Origin of the sequence: Cellulosimicrobium sp. SL-1 (assembly GCF_011033075.1) — a bacterium.
In the GTDB taxonomy this organism is placed as follows: Bacteria; Actinomycetota; Actinomycetes; order Actinomycetales; family Cellulomonadaceae; genus Cellulosimicrobium; species Cellulosimicrobium funkei.
Genome location: NZ_JAACJC010000010.1, coordinates 33,037 through 53,598, shown reverse-complemented (window position 1 = coordinate 53,598; position 20,562 = coordinate 33,037). Strand labels below are relative to the sequence as shown.

The following is a 20,562-nucleotide window of genomic DNA, read 5'->3' as shown; positions in this document are numbered from 1 at the left end:
TGCGGGGCGGCGTGAGCGCCGGGACCGTGCAGGACGGGAGGGGTGGCGCCGACGGCGCCGCCCCTCCCGTCGTGCTCGAGGTGGACCTCGGGCCGGGGGTGCGCGCCGGATTCACGACGCGTGACGGCGGGCTCTCGCCGGCGCCGTGGGACACGCTCAACCTCGGGCTGAACGTGACCGACGACGCCGACCGGGTGCGCGCGAACCGCGCGCGGGCAGCCGCGTGGCTCGGTGCGGACCCGGCCTTCGCGACGCAGGTCCACGGCACCCGGGTCGCGACGGTGGAACCTGCGCCGCGCGGTGCGGACCCCGTCGACACGGTGGGGGAGGCCGACGCTCTCGTCGCCCCGTCCCGCGGCGTGGGTCTGGGCGTCCTCGTGGCCGACTGCGTGCCCGTCCTCCTCGCGGACGCCGAGGCGGGCGTCGTCGGCGTCGCGCACGCCGGACGCCGTGGCCTCGCGCACGGGGTGGTCGACGCGGCGCTGGGCGCCCTGGTCGCCGCCGGCGCACGGGTCGACCGGGTGCGGGCCGCCGTCGGGCCGAGTGCGTGCGGGCGGTGCTACGAGGTGCCCGCGTGGATGCGCGACGACGTCGCGCTCGCGCGTCCGGCCACGTGGTCGACGACGTCCTGGGGGACGCCGGCGCTCGACCTGCCCGCGGGGGTCGTCGCCGACCTCGTCGCGGCGGGCGTGGCGGACGTCGTGCGCGTCCCGGCGTGCACGATCGAGGACGAGCGGTTCTTCTCGCACCGTCGGGCGGCGCGCCGCGGCACGACGACCGGTCGGTTCGCCGGGCTCGTGGCGCTCACCGGCACCTGAGCGGGCTCGGTCCGACCTCCGCACGAGGTTGCGCACGCCGGGCGTGTCGTCCGGGGCTCGCCGCGCACCCTCGGTTAGCGTGAACGCACCGGTCCGACGGCCGGTGGACCGAGGATCGATCGAGGACGGAGCAAGGCCCATGGCGGGAGCGCTGCGCAAGACCATGCTGTATCTGGGCCTCGCTGATGATCGCGGCGAGGACGAGCAGGACGAGTACGTCGACGAGCTCGACGAGACGGGGGCGGACGTGGCGCACGACTACCAGGCACCGGTGACGCCGCTGCACCGCGCGCTCGGGCCGCGCGAGGTGCCGCAGACGAGCATGTCGGCGGCCGAGCTGCGGCGGATCACGACGGTGCACCCGCGGTCGTACAACGACGCGCGCGTGATCGGCGAGGCGTTCCGCGGCGGCACCCCGGTGATCATGAACCTCTCGGACATGGACGACGCGGACGCGAAGCGCCTCGTCGACTTCTCCGCGGGCCTCATCTTCGGGCTGCACGGGGCCATCGAGCGCGTCACCAACAAGGTGTTCCTGCTCTCGCCCGAGCACGTCGAGATCACCGGCGAGGAGCAGGCCGCCGCGCCGGCCCCCGGTCGCGCGGGCTTCTACAACCAGAGCTGAGCGTGCGCGCGGCGCGGTGACCCGCCGAGCACGCGCCGCACGCACGGAGGGGCGGACGCGGTGACGCGCCCGTCCCTCCTGCGCGTCCGCCCTGGGCGTAGCGCGTGTCCCCGGCGGGGCCGGGGGCGGTGCGTCTGGCACAGTTGACCCGTGATCTGGGACCTCATCACAGGCATCGTCGGATTCCTGCTCTGGCTCTACCTGCTGCTGCTCATCGGTCGGCTCGTGTTCGACTGGGTGCAGTTCTTCGCCCGCGACTGGAGGCCCCGGGGGGTCCTGCTGGTGCTCGCCGAGGTGATCTACTCGGCGACGGACCCGCCCCTGCGCGCGCTGCGTCGGCTCATCCCGCCGCTCTCGCTGGGTCAGGTGCGCCTCGACCTCGCATTCATCATCCTGTTCTTCGCGGTGACGATCGCGGCGCAGGTCGTGTCCTCGCTCTGAGACGCACGTCACCCGATCGGGGTGTCCGGGCGGTCCGTACCGGGCCGCTACGTCCGGTTCGCCCCGACCCCCACCGCACGCCCGCGCACGCTGCACGCCGTCGGCACGGTTCGACGGCGCGCGACGGCGCGGCTGCTCCCGCCCCTGAGGGCAATGTCCGCTACTTTGGAGTCTGGTGATCGCGAGGTCGCCCGGACCGACACGCAAACGCTATGAGGTGAACCGATGGCACTGCTCACTGCAGAGGACATCCTGAACAAGAAGTTCTCGGCGACGAAGTTCCGCGAGGGCTACGACGTCGAAGAGGTCGACGACTTCTTGGACGAGGTGGTGAGGACCCTCAACTCCGTGCAGGAGGAGAACGAGGACCTCAAGGCGAAGCTCGCCGCGGCGGAGCGTCGTCTCGCCGAGCTCAGCCGAGCCGACGCGTCCAGCGCTGCGGTGCAGCCCCCCGTCGTCGAGACGCCGAAGGCGCCCGAGCCGGAGCCGGAGCCCGTGCGCGCCGCCCCGATCTCGCAGGCCGTCGTCACGAAGAACGCGGCGGAGCCCGAGTCGGCGACGGGCATGCTCCAGCTGGCCCAGAAGCTGCACGACGACTACGTGCGCTCCGGCCAGGAGGAGGGTGACCGCCTCATCGCGGAGGCCAAGGAGGAGGGCTCGCGCATCGTGCGCGAGGCCGAGGAGACCTCGCACCGCACGCTCTCGCAGCTCGAGCAGGAGCGTTCGCTCCTCGAGCGCAAGATCGACGAGCTGCGGATCTTCGAGCGCGACTACCGCACGCGTCTCAAGAGCTACCTGCAGAACCTGCTGGGCGACCTGGACAACCGGGGCAGCGCCCTCCCGCCGCGCAGCAACGTCGGCGGGGCGAGCCGCACGAGCGACCTCGCTCCCGGCATCTAGCACCTGCGTCGACCGTCCGGCAGCGGCCGGTACGCCACGCACCTACGCCTTCTCTCCCGCCTCGGCGGACCGGCGTGGTGTGTTGTGCGTACCGGCCGCTGCGTCTACTCTCGCGTGACTCGAACTTGGAGGGGCGACATGACCAAGCTCACCACCGCGGCCCGTTCGGCCGTGCGCGACCGTTTCCCGAACCTCGCGAAGGACGTCAAGTCCTTCCCCGTGCGCGACGGGGAGGAGCCCTGGACCCTGCGGGAGGCCGAGGAGCTCGCCGCGGAGCTGCTCGCCGAGAAGGAGCGGCTGGAGGGGGAGCTCGCCGTCGCGGACGAGGAGCTGTCGAACCTCCTGCGGCACTCCGGTGACGGCGCCGGCGACGACCAGGCGGACTCCGGGTCCAGCGCCCTCGAGCGAGAGCAGGAGCTGACGCTCGTCAACAACGTGCGCGACCTCCTCGCGCAGACGTCGCACGCGCTCGACCGCATCGCGGCCGGCACGTACGCGACGTGCGAGGAGACGGGGCTGCCGATCGGCAAGGCGCGCCTCCAGGCGTTCCCGCGCGCGAACCTCTCGGTCGAGGCCAAGCAGCGCGCCGAGCGGCGCTGAGCGCCGACGCGTCGCGGGGCCGCGTCGACCGGGGCGACGACGTGGCAGACTTGCGGCCGATGTCCACCTCCGCGCGCCCCGAGCCCACCGACCCCGCCGACGCCTCCCCGCAGGCGCCCGCCGACCTCGCCGCAGGAGCCGTCCGGCGCGGTCCGCGACGCGTCCTGGTCGTGTGGACCGTCGTCCTCGCCGTCCTCGTCCTCGTGCTCGACCAGCTCACCAAGTGGTGGGCGGAGTCGAGCCTCACGCTGGGCGACGACACGATCCCGCTGGTGGGGTCGCTGCTCGGGCTGCGGCTCATCTACAACCCCGGTGCGGCGCTCTCCATCGCGACCGGCATGACGTGGCTCCTGACCATCGTCGTGGTCGCGGTCGTCGTCGTCATCGTGCGCATGGTGAGCCGCATCGGCTCGCGCGCGTGGGCCGTCGCGCTGGGCCTCCTGCTGGGCGGCGCGCTCGGGAACCTCGTCGACCGCTTCTTCCGGGAGCCCGGCTTCGCGCGCGGGCACGTCGTCGACTTCATCGCCTACGCGAACTGGTTCGTGGGCAACGTCGCGGACATCGCGATCGTGGCCGCGGCCGTGATGATCGCCGTCCTGTCGGTGCTCGGCATCGGGCTGGACGGGACGCGCCACGGCGGCGACCACGCGGGCTCCGGGACGAGCGCCGACGACGCCGTCGAGCCGACGTCCGGGCCCGCACCCGAGCCGACCGCCACGGGGACCGACGACGAGGGGGCGCGGTGAGCCTCCGGTCGCTCCCGGTGCCCGACGGCCTCGCGGGCGAGCGGGTCGACGCCGGGCTGTCCCGGCTCCTCGGCCTCTCGCGGACGCGGGCCGCAGAGCTCGCCGCAGGCGGCGCCGTCCGCCTCGACGGGCGCGAGGTCGGCAAGTCCGACCGGCTCGTCCCGGGCGGGTGGCTCGAGGTCGACGTGCCCGACGCCGCGCCTGTCGTCGAGGTCGTCGCGGAACCCGTGCCGGGCATGGGCATCGTGCACGACGACGACGACCTGGTGGTCGTCGACAAGCCCGTCGGGGTCGCGGCCCACCCGTCGCCGGGCTGGACGGGCCCGACCGTCGTCGGCGCCCTCGCGGCCGCGGGGTACCGGATCTCGACGTCGGGCGCCGCGGAGCGCCAGGGCATCGTGCACCGCCTCGACGCCGGGACGTCGGGACTCATGGTCGTCGCGAAGAGCGAGGTCGCGTACACCGCGCTCAAGCGCGCCTTCAAGGAGCGCACGGTCGAGAAGGTCTATCACGCGCTCGTCCAGGGCCATCCCGAGCCCACCACCGGGACCATCGACGCGCCGATCGGGCGGCACCCCAGCGCGGACTGGAAGTTCGCGGTCACGGCGGAGGGCAAGCCCTCGGTCACGCACTACGAGGTGCTCGAGATGCTGCCCGCCGCGTCCCTCGTCGAGGTGCACCTCGAGACGGGTCGCACGCACCAGATCCGGGTGCACTTCTCCGCGCTGCGGCACCCGTGCGTCGGCGACCTCACGTACGGTGCCGACCCGGTGCTGGCCTCGCGCGTGTCCCTGACGCGCCAGTGGCTGCACGCGATGCGCCTCGGGTTCGAGCACCCCACGACCGGGCAGTGGCTCGAGCTGACGAGCGAGTACCCGGACGACCTCGCGCACGCGCTCGAGGTGCTGCGCGGGGCGTACGCGTGACCGTCGCCGCCTCGGGGCCGGGCGACGCCCGGCTCGCCGTGGAGCGCGTGGCCGACGACGCCGGGCTGGCCGCCGCGCACGCGCTGCGGCTCGCGGTGTTCGTCGACGAGCAGGGGGTGCCGGTCGAGGAGGAGATCGACGACCTGGACACCGCGGAGACGACCACGCACGTGCTCGTCCGGGACCGCGACCGGGGCGGGGACGTCGTCGGCACGGGCCGGCTCCTCACGGACCCCGCGCACCCGGGAGAGGTGCACGTCGGCCGGGTCGCGGTCGCCGCGGTCGCGCGCGGCACCGGCGCGGGAGTCGCGGTGATGCGCGCGCTGGAGGAGGTCGCGCTCGCCGAGCACGCGGTCCCAGGGCCGGACGGACGCCGCGCCGTGCGCGTCCTCCTCTCCGCCCAGGTCCAGGCGATCGGCTTCTACGAGCGGCTCGGGTACGCCGTGTCCGGACCCGTCTACCTCGACGCGGGCATCGACCACCGCGACGCCGCCAAGACCCTGACGACGGACGTCTGACCCCTCTCGGCGGGGCACCGCGCGCCGTTCGCGTGACGTGCCGCACGACCCGCCGCGACCTCGCCCGGGTGTGGGTGGGGCACGCCTAAGATCGGTGCATGCCCACCGCGACCGAGGACTTCGTCCACCTCCACGTCCACACCGAGTACTCGATGCTGGACGGTGCGGCCCGGATCGGGGACCTGTTCGACGAGGTCGAGCGCCTGGGCCAGAAGGCCATCGCGACGACGGACCACGGCTACGTGTTCGGGGCGTTCGAGTTCTGGTCGCGGGCGCAGGCGAAGGGCATCAAGCCGATCATCGGCGTCGAGGCGTACGTCACGCCGGGCACGAGCCGGTTCGACCAGACCCGCGTGCGGTTCGGGCAGCAGGGGCAGGAGTCCGACGACGTGTCGGCGCGCGGTGCGTACACGCACATGACGCTGCTCGCGAAGGACAACGAGGGTCTGCACAACCTGTTCCGGGCGTCGTCGCTCGCGTCGCTCGAGGGGCAGATGGGCAAGTGGCCGCGCATGGACCGCGACCTCCTCCAGCGCTACGGCAAGGGCCTCGTCGCGACGAGCGGGTGCCCGTCGGGCGAGATCCAGACGCGCCTGCGCCTCGGCCAGTGGGACGAGGCGGTGCGGACGGCGGGCGAGCTCCAGGACATCTTCGGCCGCGAGAACTTCTTCGTCGAGCTCATGGACCACGGGATCGACATCGAGACACGGGTCACGAAGGACCTCCTGCGCCTCGCGGAGACCATCGGGGCGCGCCTCGTCGCGACGAACGACCTCCACTACGTGCGCGAGGAGGACGCTTCCAGCCAGGAGGCGCTGCTCGCGATCAACTCCGGCTCGACGCTCGACGACCCGGACCGGTTCAAGTTCGACGGCACCGGCTACTACGTGAAGTCGGCGGCCGAGATGCGCCGGGTCTTCGCGGAGCTCCCCGAGGCGTGCGACAACACGCTGCTCATCGCCGAGCAGTGCGAGGTGTCGTTCGACACGAAGGCGAACTACATGCCGCGGTTCCCCGTCCCCGAGGGCGAGGACGAGACGAGCTGGTTCGTCAAGGAGGTCGAGCGCGGGCTGCACCGCCGCTACCCGAACGGCATCCCGGACGCGGCGCGCAAGCAGGCGCAGTACGAGACCGAGGTCATCATCCAGATGGGCTTCCCGGGGTACTTCCTCGTGGTCGCCGACTTCATCAACTGGGCCAAGGACCAGGGCATCCGCGTCGGCCCCGGCCGTGGGTCCGCCGCAGGCTCGATGGCGTCGTACCTCATGGGCATCACCGAGCTCGACCCGCTGGAGCACGGGCTGATCTTCGAGCGGTTCCTCAACCCCGAGCGCGTCTCGATGCCCGACGTCGACGTCGACTTCGACGAGCGTCGGCGCGGGGAGGTCATCCGGTACGTCACGGAGAAGTACGGCGACGACCGCGTCGCCCAGATCGTCACCTACGGCACGATCAAGGCCAAGCAGGCCCTCAAGGACTCGGCACGGCTCCTCGGCTTCCCGTTCGCGATGGGGGAGAAGCTCACCAAGGCGATGCCGCCGGCCGTCATGGGCAAGGACATCCCCCTGTCGGGGATCTTCGACCCGAAGCACGAGCGGTACTCCGAGGCCGCGGAGTTCCGCCAGCTCCACGACACCGACCCGGAGGCTCAGCGCGTCGTCGAGCTCGCGCGGGGTATCGAGGGGCTGAAGCGGCAGTGGGGCGTGCACGCCGCGGGCGTCATCATGTCGAGCGACCCGCTCATCGACATCATCCCGATCATGCGCCGTCCCCAGGACGGCGCGGTCATCACGCAGTTCGACTACCCGACGTCCGAGGGCCTCGGCCTCATCAAGATGGACTTCCTCGGGCTGCGGAACCTCACGATCCTCGACGACGCGCTCGAGAACATCGAGATGAACGGCAAGGAGCCGATCGAGATCGAGTCGCTCACGCTCGACGACAAGGCGTCGTACGAGCTGCTCGCGCGCGGTGACACGCTCGGCGTGTTCCAGCTCGACGGCGGCCCCATGCGCGCGCTCCTGCGCCAGATGAAGCCGGACAAGTTCGACGACCTCTCGGCCGTCATCGCGCTGTACCGCCCGGGCCCGATGGGCATGAACTCGCACACGAACTACGCGCTGCGCAAGAACGGGCTGCAGAAGATCGAGCCCATCCACCCGGAGCTCGAGCAGCCTCTCGCGGAGATCCTCGACGAGACCTACGGCCTCATCGTCTACCAGGAGCAGGTCCAGAGGGCCGCGCAGATCCTCGCCGGGTACTCGCTCGGACAGGCCGACCTGCTGCGGCGCGCGATGGGCAAGAAGAAGAAGGAGATCCTCGACAAGGAGTTCGTGCCGTTCCAGGCGGGCTGCCGGGAGCGCGGGTACTCCGACGCCGCGATCCAGGCGGTCTGGGACACGCTGGTCCCGTTCGCGGGCTACGCCTTCAACAAGGCGCACTCCGCCGGGTACGGCCTCGTGGCGTACTGGACGGCGTTCCTCAAGGCGAACTACCCGACGGAGTACATGGCGGCGCTCCTGCAGAGCGTGCGCGACGACAAGGACAAGCTGGCCCTCTACCTCAACGAGTGCCGCCGCATGCACATCACCGTGCTCCCGCCGGACGTGAACGACTCCGCGGCGAAGTTCACCGCGGTGGGCGGCGACATCCGCTTCGGTCTCACGGGCGTGCGCAACGTCGGCGCGAACGTCGTCGACGCGATCATCCGCACGCGCGAGGAGAAGGGCGCGTTCACGTCGTTCACCGACTTCCTCGACAAGGTGCCGGCCGTGGTGTGCAACAAGCGCACCATCGAGTCGCTCATCAAGGCAGGCGCGTTCGACTCGCTCGGCCACGCGCGGCGCGCCCTGCTCGTCGTGCACGAGCAGGCCGTCGACTCGGTGATCAGCGTCAAGCGCAAGGAGGCGGAGGGCCAGTTCGACCTCTTCGCCGACTTCGGGGGCGCCGACGCCGAGGACGGCATGTCGTTCTCCGTCGACGTGCCCGACCTCCCGGACTGGGACAAGAAGCAGCGCCTCGCGTTCGAGCGCGAGATGCTCGGCCTGTACGTGTCCGACCACCCGTTGTCCGGGCTCGAGCACGTGCTGACGCGCGCCGCGGACACCGGGATCGCGAACCTCCTCGCCGACGAGGGCCGGCCCGACGGCTCCACCGTGACGATCGCCGGCCTCGTGACGTCGCTCCAGCGCAAGATGAGCAAGAACGGCAACCCGTGGGCCGCGGTGACCATCGAGGACCTCGAGGGCGCCGTCGAGGTCATGTTCTTCGGCGAGACGTACCTCGCGTACTCGACCGTCCTCGCCGAGGACCAGGTCGTGGTCCTGCGCGGGCGCGTGCGCCGGCGCGACGACACGATGCAGCTCCAGGCGATGGAGGTCTCGCTCCCGGACATCACCGTGGGCGCGGAGTCGCCGCTCGCCGTGAAGGTCTCGCACACGCGCTGCGTCGAGCCGATCATCCTGCGCCTGCGCGAGGTCCTCGCGACGCACCCCGGCTCGGCCGAGGTGCACGTCCAGGTCCTCGAGCCCGGCAAGACCACGGTCGTGCGCGCGGGCGACGGGCTGCGGGTCGAGAAGTCGCCGGCGCTGTTCGGCGACCTCAAGGCGCTGCTCGGGCCGTCCTGCCTGCTCTGACACGCCGACGCCGTCGGTCCGGCACTGCGCACGGTCCCGCCGCGCAGACGGTCCCGCCGCGCAGACGGTGCCACCGCCCGGGCGGTGCCGTCCTGCCCGCGCTGCGGCGCACGCAGGACGGCGCACCCGCTGCGGCTCGTCGGCGGCGTCGTGTGACGACCGGCACGAGACGGCTCCGGCCGGTGCCGGGCAGGCCGCGCCTAGACTCGCGAGCGTGATCCGACTCAACCCCGAGCAGCGCGTCTTCGTCACCGAGCGGCACCTGGCCACGCTCACGACCCTGCGCGAGGACGGGAGCCCGCACGTCGTCCCGGTGGCGTTCACCTGGGACCCGGACGCGGGCGTCGTGCGGATCACGACGAACCGCGGGTCGGTGAAGGCGCGCAACGCCCGCCGGACCGGGCCGGACGGGGCGCACCCGCGCGCCGCGGTGTGCCAGGTCGACGGCGGACGGTGGCTCACGCTCGAGGGGACGATCGAGGTCGTCGAGGACGCGGAGGAGGTGGCGGACGCCGTCGCGCGCTACGCCCGCCGCTACCGCCCGCTGACGCCCAAGCCGGAGCGCGTGGTGCTGCGCCTCACGCCGGACAAGGTGATGGCCTCGACGTACATGGCCTGACCCCTACCCGGCGGGTCGTACTCGCGGCTCAGGCGACGGTCGCGCTCTCCCCGCCCTGCGGCCGGTCCACCGTGACGACGTCGCCCCGGTGCAGCTGGCGTCCCCGGCGCGTGTCCACCTCGCCGTTCACGCGGACCTCGCCCTCGGTGACGAGCTCGCGCGCCTCCGCGCCGGACTCGGCGAGCCCGGCGAGCTTGAGGAACTGGCCGAGGCGGATGACGTCGTCGGAGATCTCGACCGGGCGGGCGTCGTCGGAGGCGTTCATGACGCCATTCTCCCCGGCGCCGCGTGCCGCGACGACACGACTCCCGACGAGAACGCGCCCGGCGCGGGCCACCAAGACGACCGGTGGGCGAAACGCGCTCGTCGCGGGCCTCCCGGGCTCCTAGACTCGTCGCATGATCTCCCGCATCGATCTCCGAGGGCGTTCCCTGTCCGCACGCGAGCTCGCCGAGGCCCTGCCGCGCGCAGAGGTCGGCGTGGAGGACGCGGCGCATCGGGTCGCGCCGATCCTCGAGGCGGTGCGGACGCGCGGGGCCGAGGCCCTGCGCGAGTACGCCGAGCGCTTCGACGGCGTGCGGCCGGAGCACCTGCGGGTGCCGGCCGACGAGATCTCCGCGGCGCTCGCGGCGCTCGACCCGCAGGTCCGGGCAGGGCTCGAGGAGTCGATCCGCCGGGTCCGGCTCGTGCACGCGGCGCAGCGCCCGCAGGACTTCACGGTCCAGGTCGCGCCGGGCGCCCAGGTCCGCCAGCGGTGGGTGCCCGTGCGCCGCGTCGGGCTCTACGCGCCCGGTGGTCTGGCCGTCTACCCGTCGTCCGTCGTGATGAACGTCGTCGCGGCGCAGGAGGCGGGCGTGCCGAGCCTCGCCGTCGCGTCGCCGCCGCAGCGGGACAGCCACGGCCTGCCGCACCCGACGATCCTCGCCGCGTGCGCGCTGCTCGGCGTCGACGAGGTGTACGCCGTCGGCGGGGCGCAGGCTGTCGCGATGTTCGCGTACGGTGCGGCCGGCAGCGAGCCGCAGGACGGCGACGTGCTGTGCGAGCCGGTCGACGTGGTGACGGGCCCCGGCAACGTCTTCGTCGCGGCGGCCAAGCGGCTCGTGCGAGGCGTCGTGGGCATCGACGCGGAGGCGGGCCCCACCGAGATCGCGGTCCTCGCCGACGCCTCGGCGGACCCGGGGCACGTCGCGGCCGACCTCATCAGCCAGGCGGAGCACGACCCGCTGGCCGCCGCGGTGCTCGTCACCCCGTCGGTCGAGCTCGCCGCCGCGGTGGAGGCGCGCCTCGCGGACCTCGTGACCGCGACGAAGCACGCGCAGCGCGTCGCGCAGTCGCTCGCGGGCCCGCAGTCCGCGATCGTGCTCGTCGACGACCTCGAGCACGGGCTGCAGGTGGTGGACGCCTACGGCGCGGAGCACCTGGAGATCCAGGCCGCGGGGGCGGCCGAGCTCGCCGAGCGCGTCACGAGCGCGGGGGCGATCTTCGTCGGGCCCTGGTCGCCGGTCTCGCTCGGCGACTACATGGCCGGCTCGAACCACGTGCTGCCGACGGGCGGCTGCGCGCACTTCTCCAGCGGGCTCGGCGTGCACAGCTACGTCAAGGCCGTCCAGGTGGTCGAGTACGACCGCGACGCCCTCGAGGACCTCGCGGACCGGATCGTCGCCGTGGCGAACGACGAGGACCTCCCGGCGCACGGCGAGGCGGTGCGAGCGCGGTTCCTGTGACCGCCGGTCGGTCCGGCGCGCCGCTCGACGGCGGCCCGCACGGGGTCTCCGCGCGGGACGCCGTCGTGCGGGTGCGGCGTGCCGTCCCGCGCGACGCGGCCGACCTCGTGTCGTTGCGCGTGCACCTCATGCGCGCGATGGGCGAGCCCGGCGCGGAGGACCCGACGTGGCAGGGCCGGGCACGCGCGTGGTTCGCCGCGGGTCTCGCGACGACCGACGTCGTCGCGTTCGTCGTCGACGCGCCGGGACGCCTCGCGGCGTGCGCGCTCGTCGAGCTGCACCGGTCCGCGCCGTCGGCGCGCAACCCGCGCGGCACGACGGCGCACCTGTCGAACGTCTGCACGCACCCAGGAGACCGCGGCCGGGGGTTCGGTCGCGCGTGCGTCGGAGCGGCGCTGGACTGGGCCCGCACGGCGGGCGCGGACTCGGTGTCCCTCCACGCGACGCCGGAGGGCGAGCCGCTCTACCGGTCGCTCGGCTTCGTGGACACGACGTACACCGAGCTGCGCCTGCGCTGGTGACGCGCCCGGTCGCCGGGCCGAGCCCGCGTCAGCGCACCCCGAGCACGAACGGGTGCACCGCCGCCGCCCCGGCGCGGCGCAGCAGGCGTGCCGCGACCGTGAGGGTCCAGCCCGACTCGGTGTAGTCGTCGACGAGCAGCACGCGGCGCCCGGCGAGCCCCGCGCGCGCGGCGTCCGACAGCTCGAGCTGGAGGCGGCCCGCGACGCCCGCGAGGCGCGTCGCGGAGTTCACGTCGTGCCGGCCCGGCTCCTCGCGGCCCGGGACCGGCCCCACCGCGCCGATGAGCGGCTTGCCGAGGTAGCTCGCGAGCCCGTTCGCCAGGTGGAACGTGAGCCGCGGACGCGTCGCGGAGCGGACCGCGACGACGCCGTCCACGAGGAGCCGCCGCTCGGCCGGGGCCGTGCCGTCAGGAGAGTCGTCCTCGGCCCCGGTCCCCGGGTCCGGCTGCGGGGCGGACTCGTAGAGCTCCGCCCAGTCGTCGAGGACGCGCGCGGCGGCGCGCCGGAGCGCGACGGGGGTGTCGCCGTCGGGCGTCGTGGCCGCGAAGAGCTCGCGCAGCGGCGCGGACCAGCCGAGCCCGTCGAGGCGCGCGACCGCGCGCCCGGTCTCCGCGAGCTCGTCCGCACCCAGGCGCCCGCGCAGGTCGAGCCCCAGGCGGTCCATGCCGCTCGGCCACTGCCGACGGGCCACGACCTCGACGCCGGGGCGGTCCATGTCGGCGCGCGCGGCGGCGACGGCCTCCGCGTCGGGGAGCGCGGGCAGCGTCACGCCGCCGCACGTGTCGCAGCGGCCGCACCGCCACCCGTCCTCGAGCTCCGGGTCGTCGAGCGCAGCGCGCAGGAACGCCATGCGGCACCCGTCGGTGGCCTCGTAGTCGAGCATCGCCTGCTGCTCGGCCGAGCGCGTGGCGTCGACGCGCGCATAGCGCTCCGCGTCGTACGTCCAGGGCTCACCCGTCGCCTCCCAGCCGCCCTTGACGCGCCGGACCGCGCCGCCGACGTCGAGCACCTTGAGCATCCCCTCGAGGCGTGACCGCTTGAGGTCGACCTGCGTCTCGAGCTGCGCGACGGACTGCGTGCCGCCCGCGCCGAGGGCGTCGAGGGTCGCGCGCACCTGGTCCTGCGGCGGGAACGCGGTGGACGCGAACCACTCCCAGATGCGGCGGTCCTCCTCGCCCGGCAGGAGCACCACGACGGCCGAGTCCACGCCACGGCCCGCGCGCCCGACCTGCTGGTAGTACGCGATCGGCGAGCTCGGCGCCCCGAGGTGGACGACGAAGGCCAGGTCCGGCTTGTCGAAGCCCATCCCGAGCGCGGAGGTCGCGACGAGCGCCTTGACGCGGTTCTCCTTGAGGTCCTCCTCGAGCCGCTCGCGCTCGGCGGGGTCCGTCTGGCCCGTGTACGACGCCACGGCAAGACCGGCGGCGCGGAGCTGGCTCGCGACCTGCTCGGCGGCGGAGACGGTGAGGCAGTACACGATCCCCGAGCCGTCGACGTCCTGGAGCGCCTCGACGAGCCACGCGACGCGCGTCGGCTGGTCGGGCAGGCGCAGCACGGCGAGGTGCAGCGACTCGCGGTCGAGCCCGCCGCGCAGGACCAGCACGTCCTCGTGGGCCGCTCCGCCCCCGACGTCGCCGGCGGCCCCGCCCGCGGCGTGCGCCGCGGTGACGCCGAGCTGCTCCGCGACGTCGGCGGTCACGCGCTCGTTCGCCGTCGCGGTCGTCGCGAGCACCGGGATGCCGGGCGGCAGGTCGGCGAGCAGGGTGCGGATGCGCCGGTAGTCCGGCCGGAAGTCGTGGCCCCAGTCCGAGATGCAGTGCGCCTCGTCGATGACGACGAGGCCCGCGTCGGCCGCGAGCCGGGGGAGGACCTCGTCGCGGAAGCCGGGGTTGTTGAGCCGCTCCGGCGAGCACAGGAGGACGTCGACCTCGCCGTCCGCGATCGCGCGGTGGACGTCGTCCCACTCCGTGACGTTGGCCGAGTTGATCGTCACCGCCTTGATCCCGGCGCGCGCGGCGGCCGAGATCTGGTCACGCATGAGCGCGAGGAGCGGGGACACGATCACCGTCGGGCCGGCGCCGCGGTCGCGCAGCAGCCGGGTCGCGACGAAGTACACGGCCGACTTGCCCCACCCGGTGCGCTGCACGACGAGCGCACGACGGCGGAACGCCACGAGCGCCTCGATCGCGCGCCACTGGTCCTCGCGCAGCGTCGCGTCGTCGCGCCCCACGAGGGCGCGCAGCGCGGTCTCGGCGTCCTCGCGCAGCGACTGCCCGTCGAGGAGGCCGCGCAGCATGGCGAGCTTGGCGCGCTTGGCGGCCTCGCCGCCGTCGGCCGCCGGAACGGGCGTGGGGTCGGGCGCGGGGTCGTCGCCCCGAGCGCCCGTGCCCGGGACCTCGCCGCCGGCCGTGCGCGCGGCGGGAGCCGTGGCCGCCGGTGCCTGCGGCGCCGCCCCCGCCCACGGGTCGCCGAACGGGTCGGCGGGCTCGTCGAGCGGCGGCTCGTCGGCCGGGTCGAAGGGCAGGTCGGCGTACGGGTCGGTGGGGCTCACCCGCACGATCGTAGGCGCACCCGCCGACCCTCGGGCCGTCGTGCACAGCCCCGGCCCGCGACCCGGTCGGGGGTCACGGGCAGGGGACGACGGGGCAGCGGCCCGACGTCAGGAGCGCATGTCCATGACGACGCGCCCGTCGATCCGCCCCTCCTCCATCTCGGCGAAGATCGCGTTGATGTCGTCGAGCGGACGCACGGTGTAGGTCGGCTTGATCTTGCCGCGCGCGAAGAAGTCGAGCGCCTCGGCCATGTCCTTGCGCGTCCCGACGATCGACCCGCGCACGGTCAGGCCGAAGAGGACGGTCGTGAAGATGTCGAGCGGGAACTTCTCCGGCGGGAGGCCGACGAGGGAGACCGTGCCACCGCGGCGCAGCGCCCCCACGGCCTGCGGGAACGCGTGCGCGTTGACGGCGGTGACGAGCGCGCCGTGGACGCCACCGCCCGTCTTCTCGCGGATCTCGGCCGCCGCGTCGGGCGACGTCGCCGCGTTCACCGTCACCTCCGCGCCGTGCTTGCGCGCGAGCGCGAGCTTCTCGTCGTCGACGTCCACCGCGGCGACGCGGCGGCCCATCGCGACCGCGTACTGCACCGCGATGTGCCCGAGGCCGCCGATCCCCGAGACCAGCACCCACTCGCCGGGCTGGGTGTCCGTGACCTTGAGCCCCTTGTAGACGGTGACGCCGGCGCACAGGATCGGCCCGACGGCGGAGAGGTCGACCCCGTCGGGGATCACCGGGCAGTACCGCGAGTCGACGAGCATGTACTGGCCGAACGAGCCGTCGACCGAGTAGCCGCCGTTCTTCTGCTGCGGGCACAGCGTCTCCCAGCCCGTCTCGCAGTACTCGCACTCGCCGCACGCGCTCCACAGCCAGGCGTTGCCGACCGTGTCACCCATGCGCACGCGCGTGACCTGGTCGCCGACCGCGACGACCGTGCCGACGCCCTCGTGGCCCGGCACGAACGGGGGAGCGGGCTTGACCGGCCAGTCGCCGTGCGCGGCGTGCAGGTCCGTGTGGCACACGCCGGTGTAGTCGACCTTGACCAGGGCCTCGTGGGGCCCGGGCGACGGGACGTCGAGCTCCTCGACGACCAGCGGGTCGGTGAACGAGCGGACGACGGCGGCACGCATGGCGGGCACGGGGATCACCTCGTTTTCTCGGGGAGAGGGCCAGGAGGACCCTGCCGACGGTCCTCCCTTCCCTCTCGACGCTACGCGCGCGACGCCGCTCCGGCGCCCCGGACGGCCGGACCGGCGACCGACGTCCGCCCAGGTCGGGACCTCCGCCTCTCGTCGGCGAGGCCGACCGTCCCGGCCGACCGCGCGCCGACCGCGCGCCGACCGTCCCGGGGACCGCCGCGTGCCCGTCGTCCCGGGTGCCCGCGTGCCGGACGTCACGGGCGGCCGCGCGTCCACGCTTCGTAGACTGGGGGAGTGACCCCACCCTCCGTCGCGGGACGACCCCTGCTCCCGCTGCGCCCCGAGCTCGCCGGCGTCGAGCCGTACGGCGCGCCGCAGCTCGACGTCCCGGTCCTGCTCAACGTCAACGAGAACCCGCACGCGCCGAGCGAGGCCGTCGTCGCGACCATCACGCGCGCGGTGCACGACGCCGCCACCGGGCTGAACCGGTACCCCGACCGCGACTTCCTCGGCCTGCGCACCGACCTCGCCGCCTACCTCGGGACGGAGGCGGGCGTCGCGCTGGGGGCGGAGCAGCTCTGGGCGGCGAACGGCTCGAACGAGATCATGCTCCACGTGCTGCAGGCCTTCGGCGGCCCGGGGCGCACGGCCGTCTCCTTCGCTCCGACGTACTCGATGTACCCGGAGTACGCGCGCGACACCCACACGGACTGGGTCGTCGGGCGCCGCGCGGAGGACTTCACGCTCGACCCGGAGCACGCCCGCGAGGTGATCGCGCGCGAGCAGCCGTCCGTCGTCCTGCTCGCGAGCCCGAACAACCCGACCGGCACGGCGCTGCCCGCCGCGACCGTCGAGGCGGTGTGCGAGGCGGCGCTCGCGGTGCGCGTCCCGCTCCCCGGGGGGCAGGAGGCGCCCGCCGTCGTCGTCGTCGACGAGGCGTACGGCGAGTTCCGGCGCGCGGGGACGCCGTCGGCGCTCGAGCTGCTCGAGCGCTACCCGAACCTCGCGGTGACGCGCACGATGTCCAAGGCGTTCGCGCTCGCGGGCGCTCGCGTCGGGTACCTCGCGGCGTCGCGCGAGCTCGTCGACGCGCTGCGCGTCGTGCGCCTGCCGTACCACCTGTCGGCGGTGACGCAGGCGGTCGCGCGCGCGGCCCTCGCGCACTCGGGCGAGCTGCTCGCGCAGGTCTCCGCGCTGCGCGAGCGCCGCGACGAGACCGTCGCGTGGCTGCGCTCGCTGCGGCACCCGGACGGTCGTCCGTTCGAGGTCGCGGAGTCCGACGCCAACTTCGTCCTGTTCGGCACGTTCGCGGACCGGCACGCGGTCTGGGCGGCGTTGTTGGAGCGGGGCGTGCTCATCCGGGAGACTGGTCCCGACGGCTGGCTGCGGGTGTCGATCGGCACCGGCGACGAGATGAGGGCCTTCCGTCAGGCCCTCGTGGAGGTGGCAGGACTGTGAAGCGCACCGCGCGCATCGAGCGCGCGACGTCCGAGTCGAGCGTGCTCGTCGAGCTCGACCTCGACGGGACCGGACGGACCGAGATCTCGACGACCGTCCCGTTCTACGACCACATGCTCACGGCGCTGGGCAAGCACTCGCTCATCGACCTCAAGGTCGTCGCGACGGGGGACACCCACATCGACGCGCACCACACGGTGGAGGACGTCGCGATCACGATCGGCGAGGCGCTGCGCGTCGCGCTCGGCGACAAGGTGGGCATCGGGCGCTTCGGCGACGCGACGGTCCCGCTGGACGAGGCCCTCGCGCTCGCCGTCGTCGACGTGTCCGGGCGGCCGTACCTCGTGCACTCGGGCGAGCCGGAGGGTCAGGAGTACCACCTCATCGGCGGGCACTTCACGGGGTCGCTCACGCGGCACGTGCTCGAGTCGATCGCGCACCACGCGGGCATCTGCATCCACGTGCGCGTCCTCGCGGGCCGCGACCCGCACCACATCGTCGAGGCGCAGTTCAAGGCGCTCGCCCGGGCGCTGCGCGCCGCCGTCGCGCCGGACCCGCGCGTCGAGGGCGTCCCGTCCACGAAGGGAGCCCTGTGAGCACGCACGACGACGACGCCCTGGACGGCGTCGAGATCCCCGACGACCTCTCGTCGCTGACGGCCTCGGCGGTCCCCGATCTCGTGGCGCTCATCACGCAGATCGCGGGCGCGGAGCCGCTCGCGGCGGCGTGCTCGCTCGCGCAGGTCGAGGCGGACGTCGTCCCGACCGACGTCGGTGCCGTGGCGGTGCTGCGCGACCCCGCAGGCGACGCGCCCGCGCACGCGGCCGCCGCTCTGACGACCCTCGTCAAGGGCGTGCCGCTCGTGCTCGTCGAGCGCAGCGGCGAGCAGCTCACGATGACGCGCTGGGCGGACGGCGTGCAGGGTGACACCCTCGCGCCGGGCCTCGTGCTCGGCGGTGCGCCCGAGTCGCTCGAGGACCTGCTCACCGGCACGACGACGCTCGCGGACCAGGACGGCGTCGTGGCGAGCTCGTCGATCTCCCGCTGGAAGGCGATGCGCCTGCTCACGTCGGCGGCGCGGCGCGCACGGAAGGACGGCGCATGACCGAGCCCACCGCGGCGACGCCCGCCGCCCGCCGCCCGTCCGTCGTCGTGCTCGACTACGGGTTCGGCAACGTTCGCTCGGCCGTGCGCGCGCTCGAGCGCGTCGGCGCGGACGTCGAGCTGACGGCCGACCGGGCGCGCGCGCAGGACGCGGACGGGCTCGTCGTCCCGGGCGTCGGCGCGTTCGCCGCGGTCATGACCGGTCTGCGCGGCGTGCGGGGCGACGAGATCGTCGGCCGGCGGCTCGCCGGCGGGCGGCCCGTCCTCGGGATCTGCGTGGGCATGCAGGTCATGTTCGAGCAGGGCGACGAGCACGGGACGCTCACCGACGGGCTCGGGGAGTGGGCGGGCCTCGTCGACCGTCTCGAGGCCGACGTCGTGCCGCACATGGGTTGGGACACCGTCGACGTGCCCGAGGGCAGCGTGCTGTTCCGCGGGGTCGAGCACGAGCGCTTCTACTTCGTGCACTCCTACGCGGCCCGGTCGTTCACGACCGGCCAGGACCTCCCGGCGGACTCGCCCGTCCGCCGACCGCTCGTCACGTGGTCCGAGCACGGTGGCCGCTTCGTCGCGGCCGTCGAGAACGGCCCGCTGTCCGCGACGCAGTTCCACCCCGAGAAGTCGGGCGACGCCGGCGCGACCCTGCTCGAGAACTGGGTCCGCTCGCTCTGACCGTCCGCGCGCCGAGGCACACGCCCGGCGCGCACCACCCGGCGCGAGCGACGCGCCACCGCCTACACCGATGGAGACCCTCGTGACCGACCGCCTCGTGCTGCTCCCCGCCGTCGACGTCGCCGACGGCCAGGCCGTCCGCCTCGTCCAGGGCGAGGCGGGCTCCGAGACCTCGTACGGCGACCCGCTCGCCGCCGCGCTCGACTGGCAGTCCGGCGGCGCGGAGTGGATCCACCTCGTGGACCTCGACGCCGCGTTCGGCCGCGGCTCCAACGCGGAGCTGCTCGCCGACGTCGTCGCGCGCCTCGACGTGCAGGTCGAGCTGTCCGGGGGCATCCGCGACGACGCGTCGCTCGAGCGCGCGCTCGCCACCGGCGCGCGCCGCGTCAACCTCGGCACCGCGGCGCTCGAGAACCCCGAGTGGACGGCGAAGGTCATCGCGGAGCACGGCGACGCGATCGCCGTCGGGCTCGACGTGCGCGGCACCACGCTCGCCGCGCGCGGGTGGACGCAGGAGGGCGGAGACCTGTGGGAGGTCCTCGACCGCCTGGAGGCCGCCGGGTGCGCGCGGTACGTCGTCACGGACGTGACCAAGGACGGGACGCTGCGCGGCCCGAACCTCGACCTGCTGCGCGACGTCGCGGCGCGCACCGACGCGCCCGTCGTCGCGTCCGGCGGCATCTCCAGCCTCGAGGACCTCGAGGCGCTGCGCTCGCTCGTGCCGGCCGGCGTCGAGGGCGCGATCGTGGGCAAGGCCCTCTACGCGGGCGCGTTCACGCTCCCGCAGGCGCTCGACGTCGCGGGCCGGCCGTGACGACCGACCACGAGCCCGCGGGCCCGGGCAAGGCGCTCCCGCCGTCGTCCGGCTTCGCGGGCGACGACGGGTCGGCGGACCCGGCGCTCGCGGGGCTCCTCGACGCGTACGCCGCGGGCTCGGCCCCGCTGTCCGACGTCGTCGCGCGACTCGGCGAGACGCGCGTGCTCGTGCCGATCCTCGCCGAGCTCGAGAGCGCGGGCGAGGGCGAGCACGGGCACACGGTCGACAAGGAGGCGTCGGCGGGGGTCGTCGCCATCGAGGCGCCGGACGGGCGCCGCGCGCTGCCCGTGTTCACGTCCGTCGCGGCGATGGCGGCCTGGCGCGCGAGCGCGCGGCCGGTGCCGGTGGACGCGCGCCGCGCGGCGCTGTCCGCCGTGAGCGAGGACTGGTCGCTCCTCGTGCTCGACCCGGCGGGACCGGTCACCGCGCTCGTGCCACGCCCGGCCGTGTGGGCGCTCGCGCAGGGCAAGGACTGGTCGCCCGCGGTCGTCGACGGGGTCGTCGTGCCGGAGGTGCTCGCCGCCGTGCAGGGGTCGCTCGCGGGCGTGCCGCACGTCGCGCGCGTCTGGGCCGAGCCGGGCCGCCGGGCCGAGGTCGCGGTGGTCCTGCGCATCGACGCCGGTCTCGACCGCGCCGGTCTCGACGCCGTGCTCGGGCAGGTCAACGCCGCGCTCGCCACGGACGCCGTGGTGTCCGAGCGCGTCGACGGGCTCGAGCTCCGCGTCGGCCGGGCCGACTGAGGCGGTC

Annotated in this window: 21 protein-coding genes; 18 read left to right on the top strand and 3 right to left on the bottom strand. The window is 74.2% G+C overall.

What is annotated here, in order from left to right:
* Positions 1–11 precede the first annotated feature (11 nt).
* The 10 genes from pgeF to GWJ10_RS15655 all read left to right on the top strand — a co-directional run bounded on the left by pgeF (position 12) and on the right by GWJ10_RS15655 (position 9,828).
* Positions 12–818 carry a peptidoglycan editing factor PgeF gene (gene pgeF, locus GWJ10_RS15705; protein WP_241005854.1) on the top strand — a complete coding sequence of 269 codons (807 nt, stop codon included), beginning with the start codon at positions 12–14 and terminating at the stop codon, positions 816–818.
* Between the two features lie 139 nt (positions 819–957).
* Positions 958–1,443 carry a cell division protein SepF gene (gene sepF / locus GWJ10_RS15700; RefSeq protein WP_034652914.1) on the top strand — a complete coding sequence of 162 codons (486 nt, stop codon included), beginning with the start codon at positions 958–960 and terminating at the stop codon, positions 1,441–1,443.
* A 150-nt stretch (positions 1,444–1,593) separates the two neighbouring features.
* Positions 1,594–1,884, top strand: a complete 291-nt coding sequence (locus GWJ10_RS15695) for a YggT family protein (RefSeq protein ID WP_240696747.1) — start codon at positions 1,594–1,596, stop codon at positions 1,882–1,884.
* Between the two features lie 225 nt (positions 1,885–2,109).
* Positions 2,110–2,784 carry a DivIVA domain-containing protein gene (locus GWJ10_RS15690; RefSeq protein WP_061267590.1) on the top strand — a complete coding sequence of 225 codons (675 nt, stop codon included), beginning with the start codon at positions 2,110–2,112 and terminating at the stop codon, positions 2,782–2,784.
* Positions 2,785–2,922: 138 nt separating this feature from the next.
* Positions 2,923–3,384 (top strand): TraR/DksA C4-type zinc finger protein, encoded by a 462-nt coding sequence (locus GWJ10_RS15685; RefSeq protein WP_021482712.1) that lies wholly within the window; start codon positions 2,923–2,925, stop codon positions 3,382–3,384.
* 59 nt (positions 3,385–3,443) lie between these two features.
* Positions 3,444–4,130 carry a signal peptidase II gene (locus tag GWJ10_RS15680; protein ID WP_163188438.1) on the top strand — a complete coding sequence of 229 codons (687 nt, stop codon included), beginning with the start codon at positions 3,444–3,446 and terminating at the stop codon, positions 4,128–4,130.
* Positions 4,127–5,056 (top strand): RluA family pseudouridine synthase, encoded by a 930-nt coding sequence (locus GWJ10_RS15675; protein WP_163188436.1) that lies wholly within the window; start codon positions 4,127–4,129, stop codon positions 5,054–5,056. The genes GWJ10_RS15680 and GWJ10_RS15675 overlap by 4 nt, the downstream gene beginning before the upstream one ends.
* On the top strand, positions 5,053–5,574 hold the full coding sequence (locus tag GWJ10_RS15670; protein ID WP_076406551.1) for a GNAT family N-acetyltransferase: 522 nt from the start codon (positions 5,053–5,055) through the stop codon (positions 5,572–5,574). Before GWJ10_RS15675 ends, GWJ10_RS15670 begins: the two co-directional genes overlap by 4 nt.
* A 98-nt stretch (positions 5,575–5,672) precedes the next feature.
* Positions 5,673–9,209, top strand: coding sequence for a DNA polymerase III subunit alpha (dnaE, locus tag GWJ10_RS15665; RefSeq protein ID WP_061267591.1), 3,537 nt, complete (start codon positions 5,673–5,675; stop codon positions 9,207–9,209).
* Between the two features lie 214 nt (positions 9,210–9,423).
* A complete protein-coding gene (locus GWJ10_RS15655) occupies positions 9,424–9,828 on the top strand; it encodes a PPOX class F420-dependent oxidoreductase (RefSeq protein WP_076406553.1) in 405 nt (134 codons plus the stop codon).
* Positions 9,829–9,856: 28 nt separating this feature from the next.
* On the opposite strand, the gene GWJ10_RS15650 is transcribed toward GWJ10_RS15655, so the two are convergent.
* The gene (locus tag GWJ10_RS15650) at positions 9,857–10,093 is read right to left on the bottom strand and encodes an RNA-binding S4 domain-containing protein (RefSeq protein ID WP_034652908.1); all 237 of its coding nucleotides are present in this window, start codon (positions 10,091–10,093) and stop codon (positions 9,857–9,859) included.
* Between the two features lie 133 nt (positions 10,094–10,226).
* On the opposite strand from GWJ10_RS15650, the gene hisD reads away from it, so the two are divergent.
* Positions 10,227–11,552: a histidinol dehydrogenase gene (hisD, locus tag GWJ10_RS15645; protein WP_163188434.1), complete on the top strand. Its 1,326-nt coding sequence runs from the start codon at positions 10,227–10,229 to the stop codon at positions 11,550–11,552.
* Positions 11,549–12,073, top strand: coding sequence for a GNAT family N-acetyltransferase (locus GWJ10_RS15640; RefSeq protein WP_163188433.1), 525 nt, complete (start codon positions 11,549–11,551; stop codon positions 12,071–12,073). The genes hisD and GWJ10_RS15640 overlap by 4 nt, the downstream gene beginning before the upstream one ends.
* Before the next feature lie 28 nt (positions 12,074–12,101).
* Here the strand turns inward: GWJ10_RS15640 and GWJ10_RS15635 are convergent, their stop codons facing one another.
* Positions 12,102–14,369 (bottom strand): DEAD/DEAH box helicase, encoded by a 2,268-nt coding sequence (locus GWJ10_RS15635; RefSeq protein WP_163188590.1) that lies wholly within the window; start codon positions 14,367–14,369, stop codon positions 12,102–12,104.
* Between the two features lie 363 nt (positions 14,370–14,732).
* Positions 14,733–15,755, bottom strand: coding sequence for an alcohol dehydrogenase AdhP (adhP, locus tag GWJ10_RS15630; protein WP_163188588.1), 1,023 nt, complete (start codon positions 15,753–15,755; stop codon positions 14,733–14,735).
* A 303-nt stretch (positions 15,756–16,058) separates the two neighbouring features.
* Between adhP and GWJ10_RS15625 the strand changes: the two genes are divergently transcribed.
* The 6 genes from GWJ10_RS15625 (at position 16,059) to GWJ10_RS15600 (ending at position 20,555) form a co-directional block, all read left to right on the top strand.
* On the top strand, positions 16,059–17,222 hold the full coding sequence (locus GWJ10_RS15625) for a histidinol-phosphate transaminase (protein ID WP_043658521.1): 1,164 nt from the start codon (positions 16,059–16,061) through the stop codon (positions 17,220–17,222).
* Complete coding sequence (gene hisB, locus GWJ10_RS15620) at positions 17,219–17,818, top strand: imidazoleglycerol-phosphate dehydratase HisB (RefSeq protein WP_021482124.1); 600 nt, start codon at positions 17,219–17,221, stop codon at positions 17,816–17,818. Before GWJ10_RS15625 ends, hisB begins: the two co-directional genes overlap by 4 nt.
* Positions 17,815–18,327: a hypothetical protein gene (locus tag GWJ10_RS15615; protein ID WP_034654090.1), complete on the top strand. Its 513-nt coding sequence runs from the start codon at positions 17,815–17,817 to the stop codon at positions 18,325–18,327. Before hisB ends, GWJ10_RS15615 begins: the two co-directional genes overlap by 4 nt.
* On the top strand, positions 18,324–18,998 hold the full coding sequence (gene hisH / locus GWJ10_RS15610; RefSeq protein ID WP_051028482.1) for an imidazole glycerol phosphate synthase subunit HisH: 675 nt from the start codon (positions 18,324–18,326) through the stop codon (positions 18,996–18,998). The genes GWJ10_RS15615 and hisH overlap by 4 nt, the downstream gene beginning before the upstream one ends.
* A gap of 82 nt (positions 18,999–19,080) precedes the next feature.
* Positions 19,081–19,812 (top strand): bifunctional 1-(5-phosphoribosyl)-5-((5-phosphoribosylamino)methylideneamino)imidazole-4-carboxamide isomerase/phosphoribosylanthranilate isomerase PriA, encoded by a 732-nt coding sequence (gene priA, locus GWJ10_RS15605; RefSeq protein WP_034654096.1) that lies wholly within the window; start codon positions 19,081–19,083, stop codon positions 19,810–19,812.
* Complete coding sequence (locus GWJ10_RS15600) at positions 19,809–20,555, top strand: SseB family protein (protein WP_043658523.1); 747 nt, start codon at positions 19,809–19,811, stop codon at positions 20,553–20,555. Before priA ends, GWJ10_RS15600 begins: the two co-directional genes overlap by 4 nt.
* Positions 20,556–20,562 lie beyond the last annotated feature (7 nt).

What these genes read in the sequence shown, in the direction of transcription:
- GWJ10_RS15680 (WP_163188438.1), top strand. Translation starts at nt 3,444, where the DNA reads ATGTCCACCTCCGCGCGCCCCGAGCCCACCGACCCCGCCGACGCCTCC.
- dnaE (WP_061267591.1), top strand. Translation starts at nt 5,673, where the DNA reads ATGCCCACCGCGACCGAGGACTTCGTCCACCTCCACGTCCACACCGAG.
- hisD (WP_163188434.1), top strand. Translation starts at nt 10,227, where the DNA reads ATGATCTCCCGCATCGATCTCCGAGGGCGTTCCCTGTCCGCACGCGAG.
- adhP (WP_163188588.1), bottom strand. Translation starts at nt 15,755, where the DNA reads ATGCGTGCCGCCGTCGTCCGCTCGTTCACCGACCCGCTGGTCGTCGAG.
- GWJ10_RS15690 (WP_061267590.1), top strand. Translation starts at nt 2,110, where the DNA reads ATGGCACTGCTCACTGCAGAGGACATCCTGAACAAGAAGTTCTCGGCG.
- sepF (WP_034652914.1), top strand. Translation starts at nt 958, where the DNA reads ATGGCGGGAGCGCTGCGCAAGACCATGCTGTATCTGGGCCTCGCTGAT.
- GWJ10_RS15635 (WP_163188590.1), bottom strand. Translation starts at nt 14,369, where the DNA reads ATGCTGCGCGGCCTCCTCGACGGGCAGTCGCTGCGCGAGGACGCCGAG.
- GWJ10_RS15685 (WP_021482712.1), top strand. Translation starts at nt 2,923, where the DNA reads ATGACCAAGCTCACCACCGCGGCCCGTTCGGCCGTGCGCGACCGTTTC.
- hisH (WP_051028482.1), top strand. Translation starts at nt 18,324, where the DNA reads ATGACCGAGCCCACCGCGGCGACGCCCGCCGCCCGCCGCCCGTCCGTC.
- GWJ10_RS15650 (WP_034652908.1), bottom strand. Translation starts at nt 10,093, where the DNA reads ATGAACGCCTCCGACGACGCCCGCCCGGTCGAGATCTCCGACGACGTC.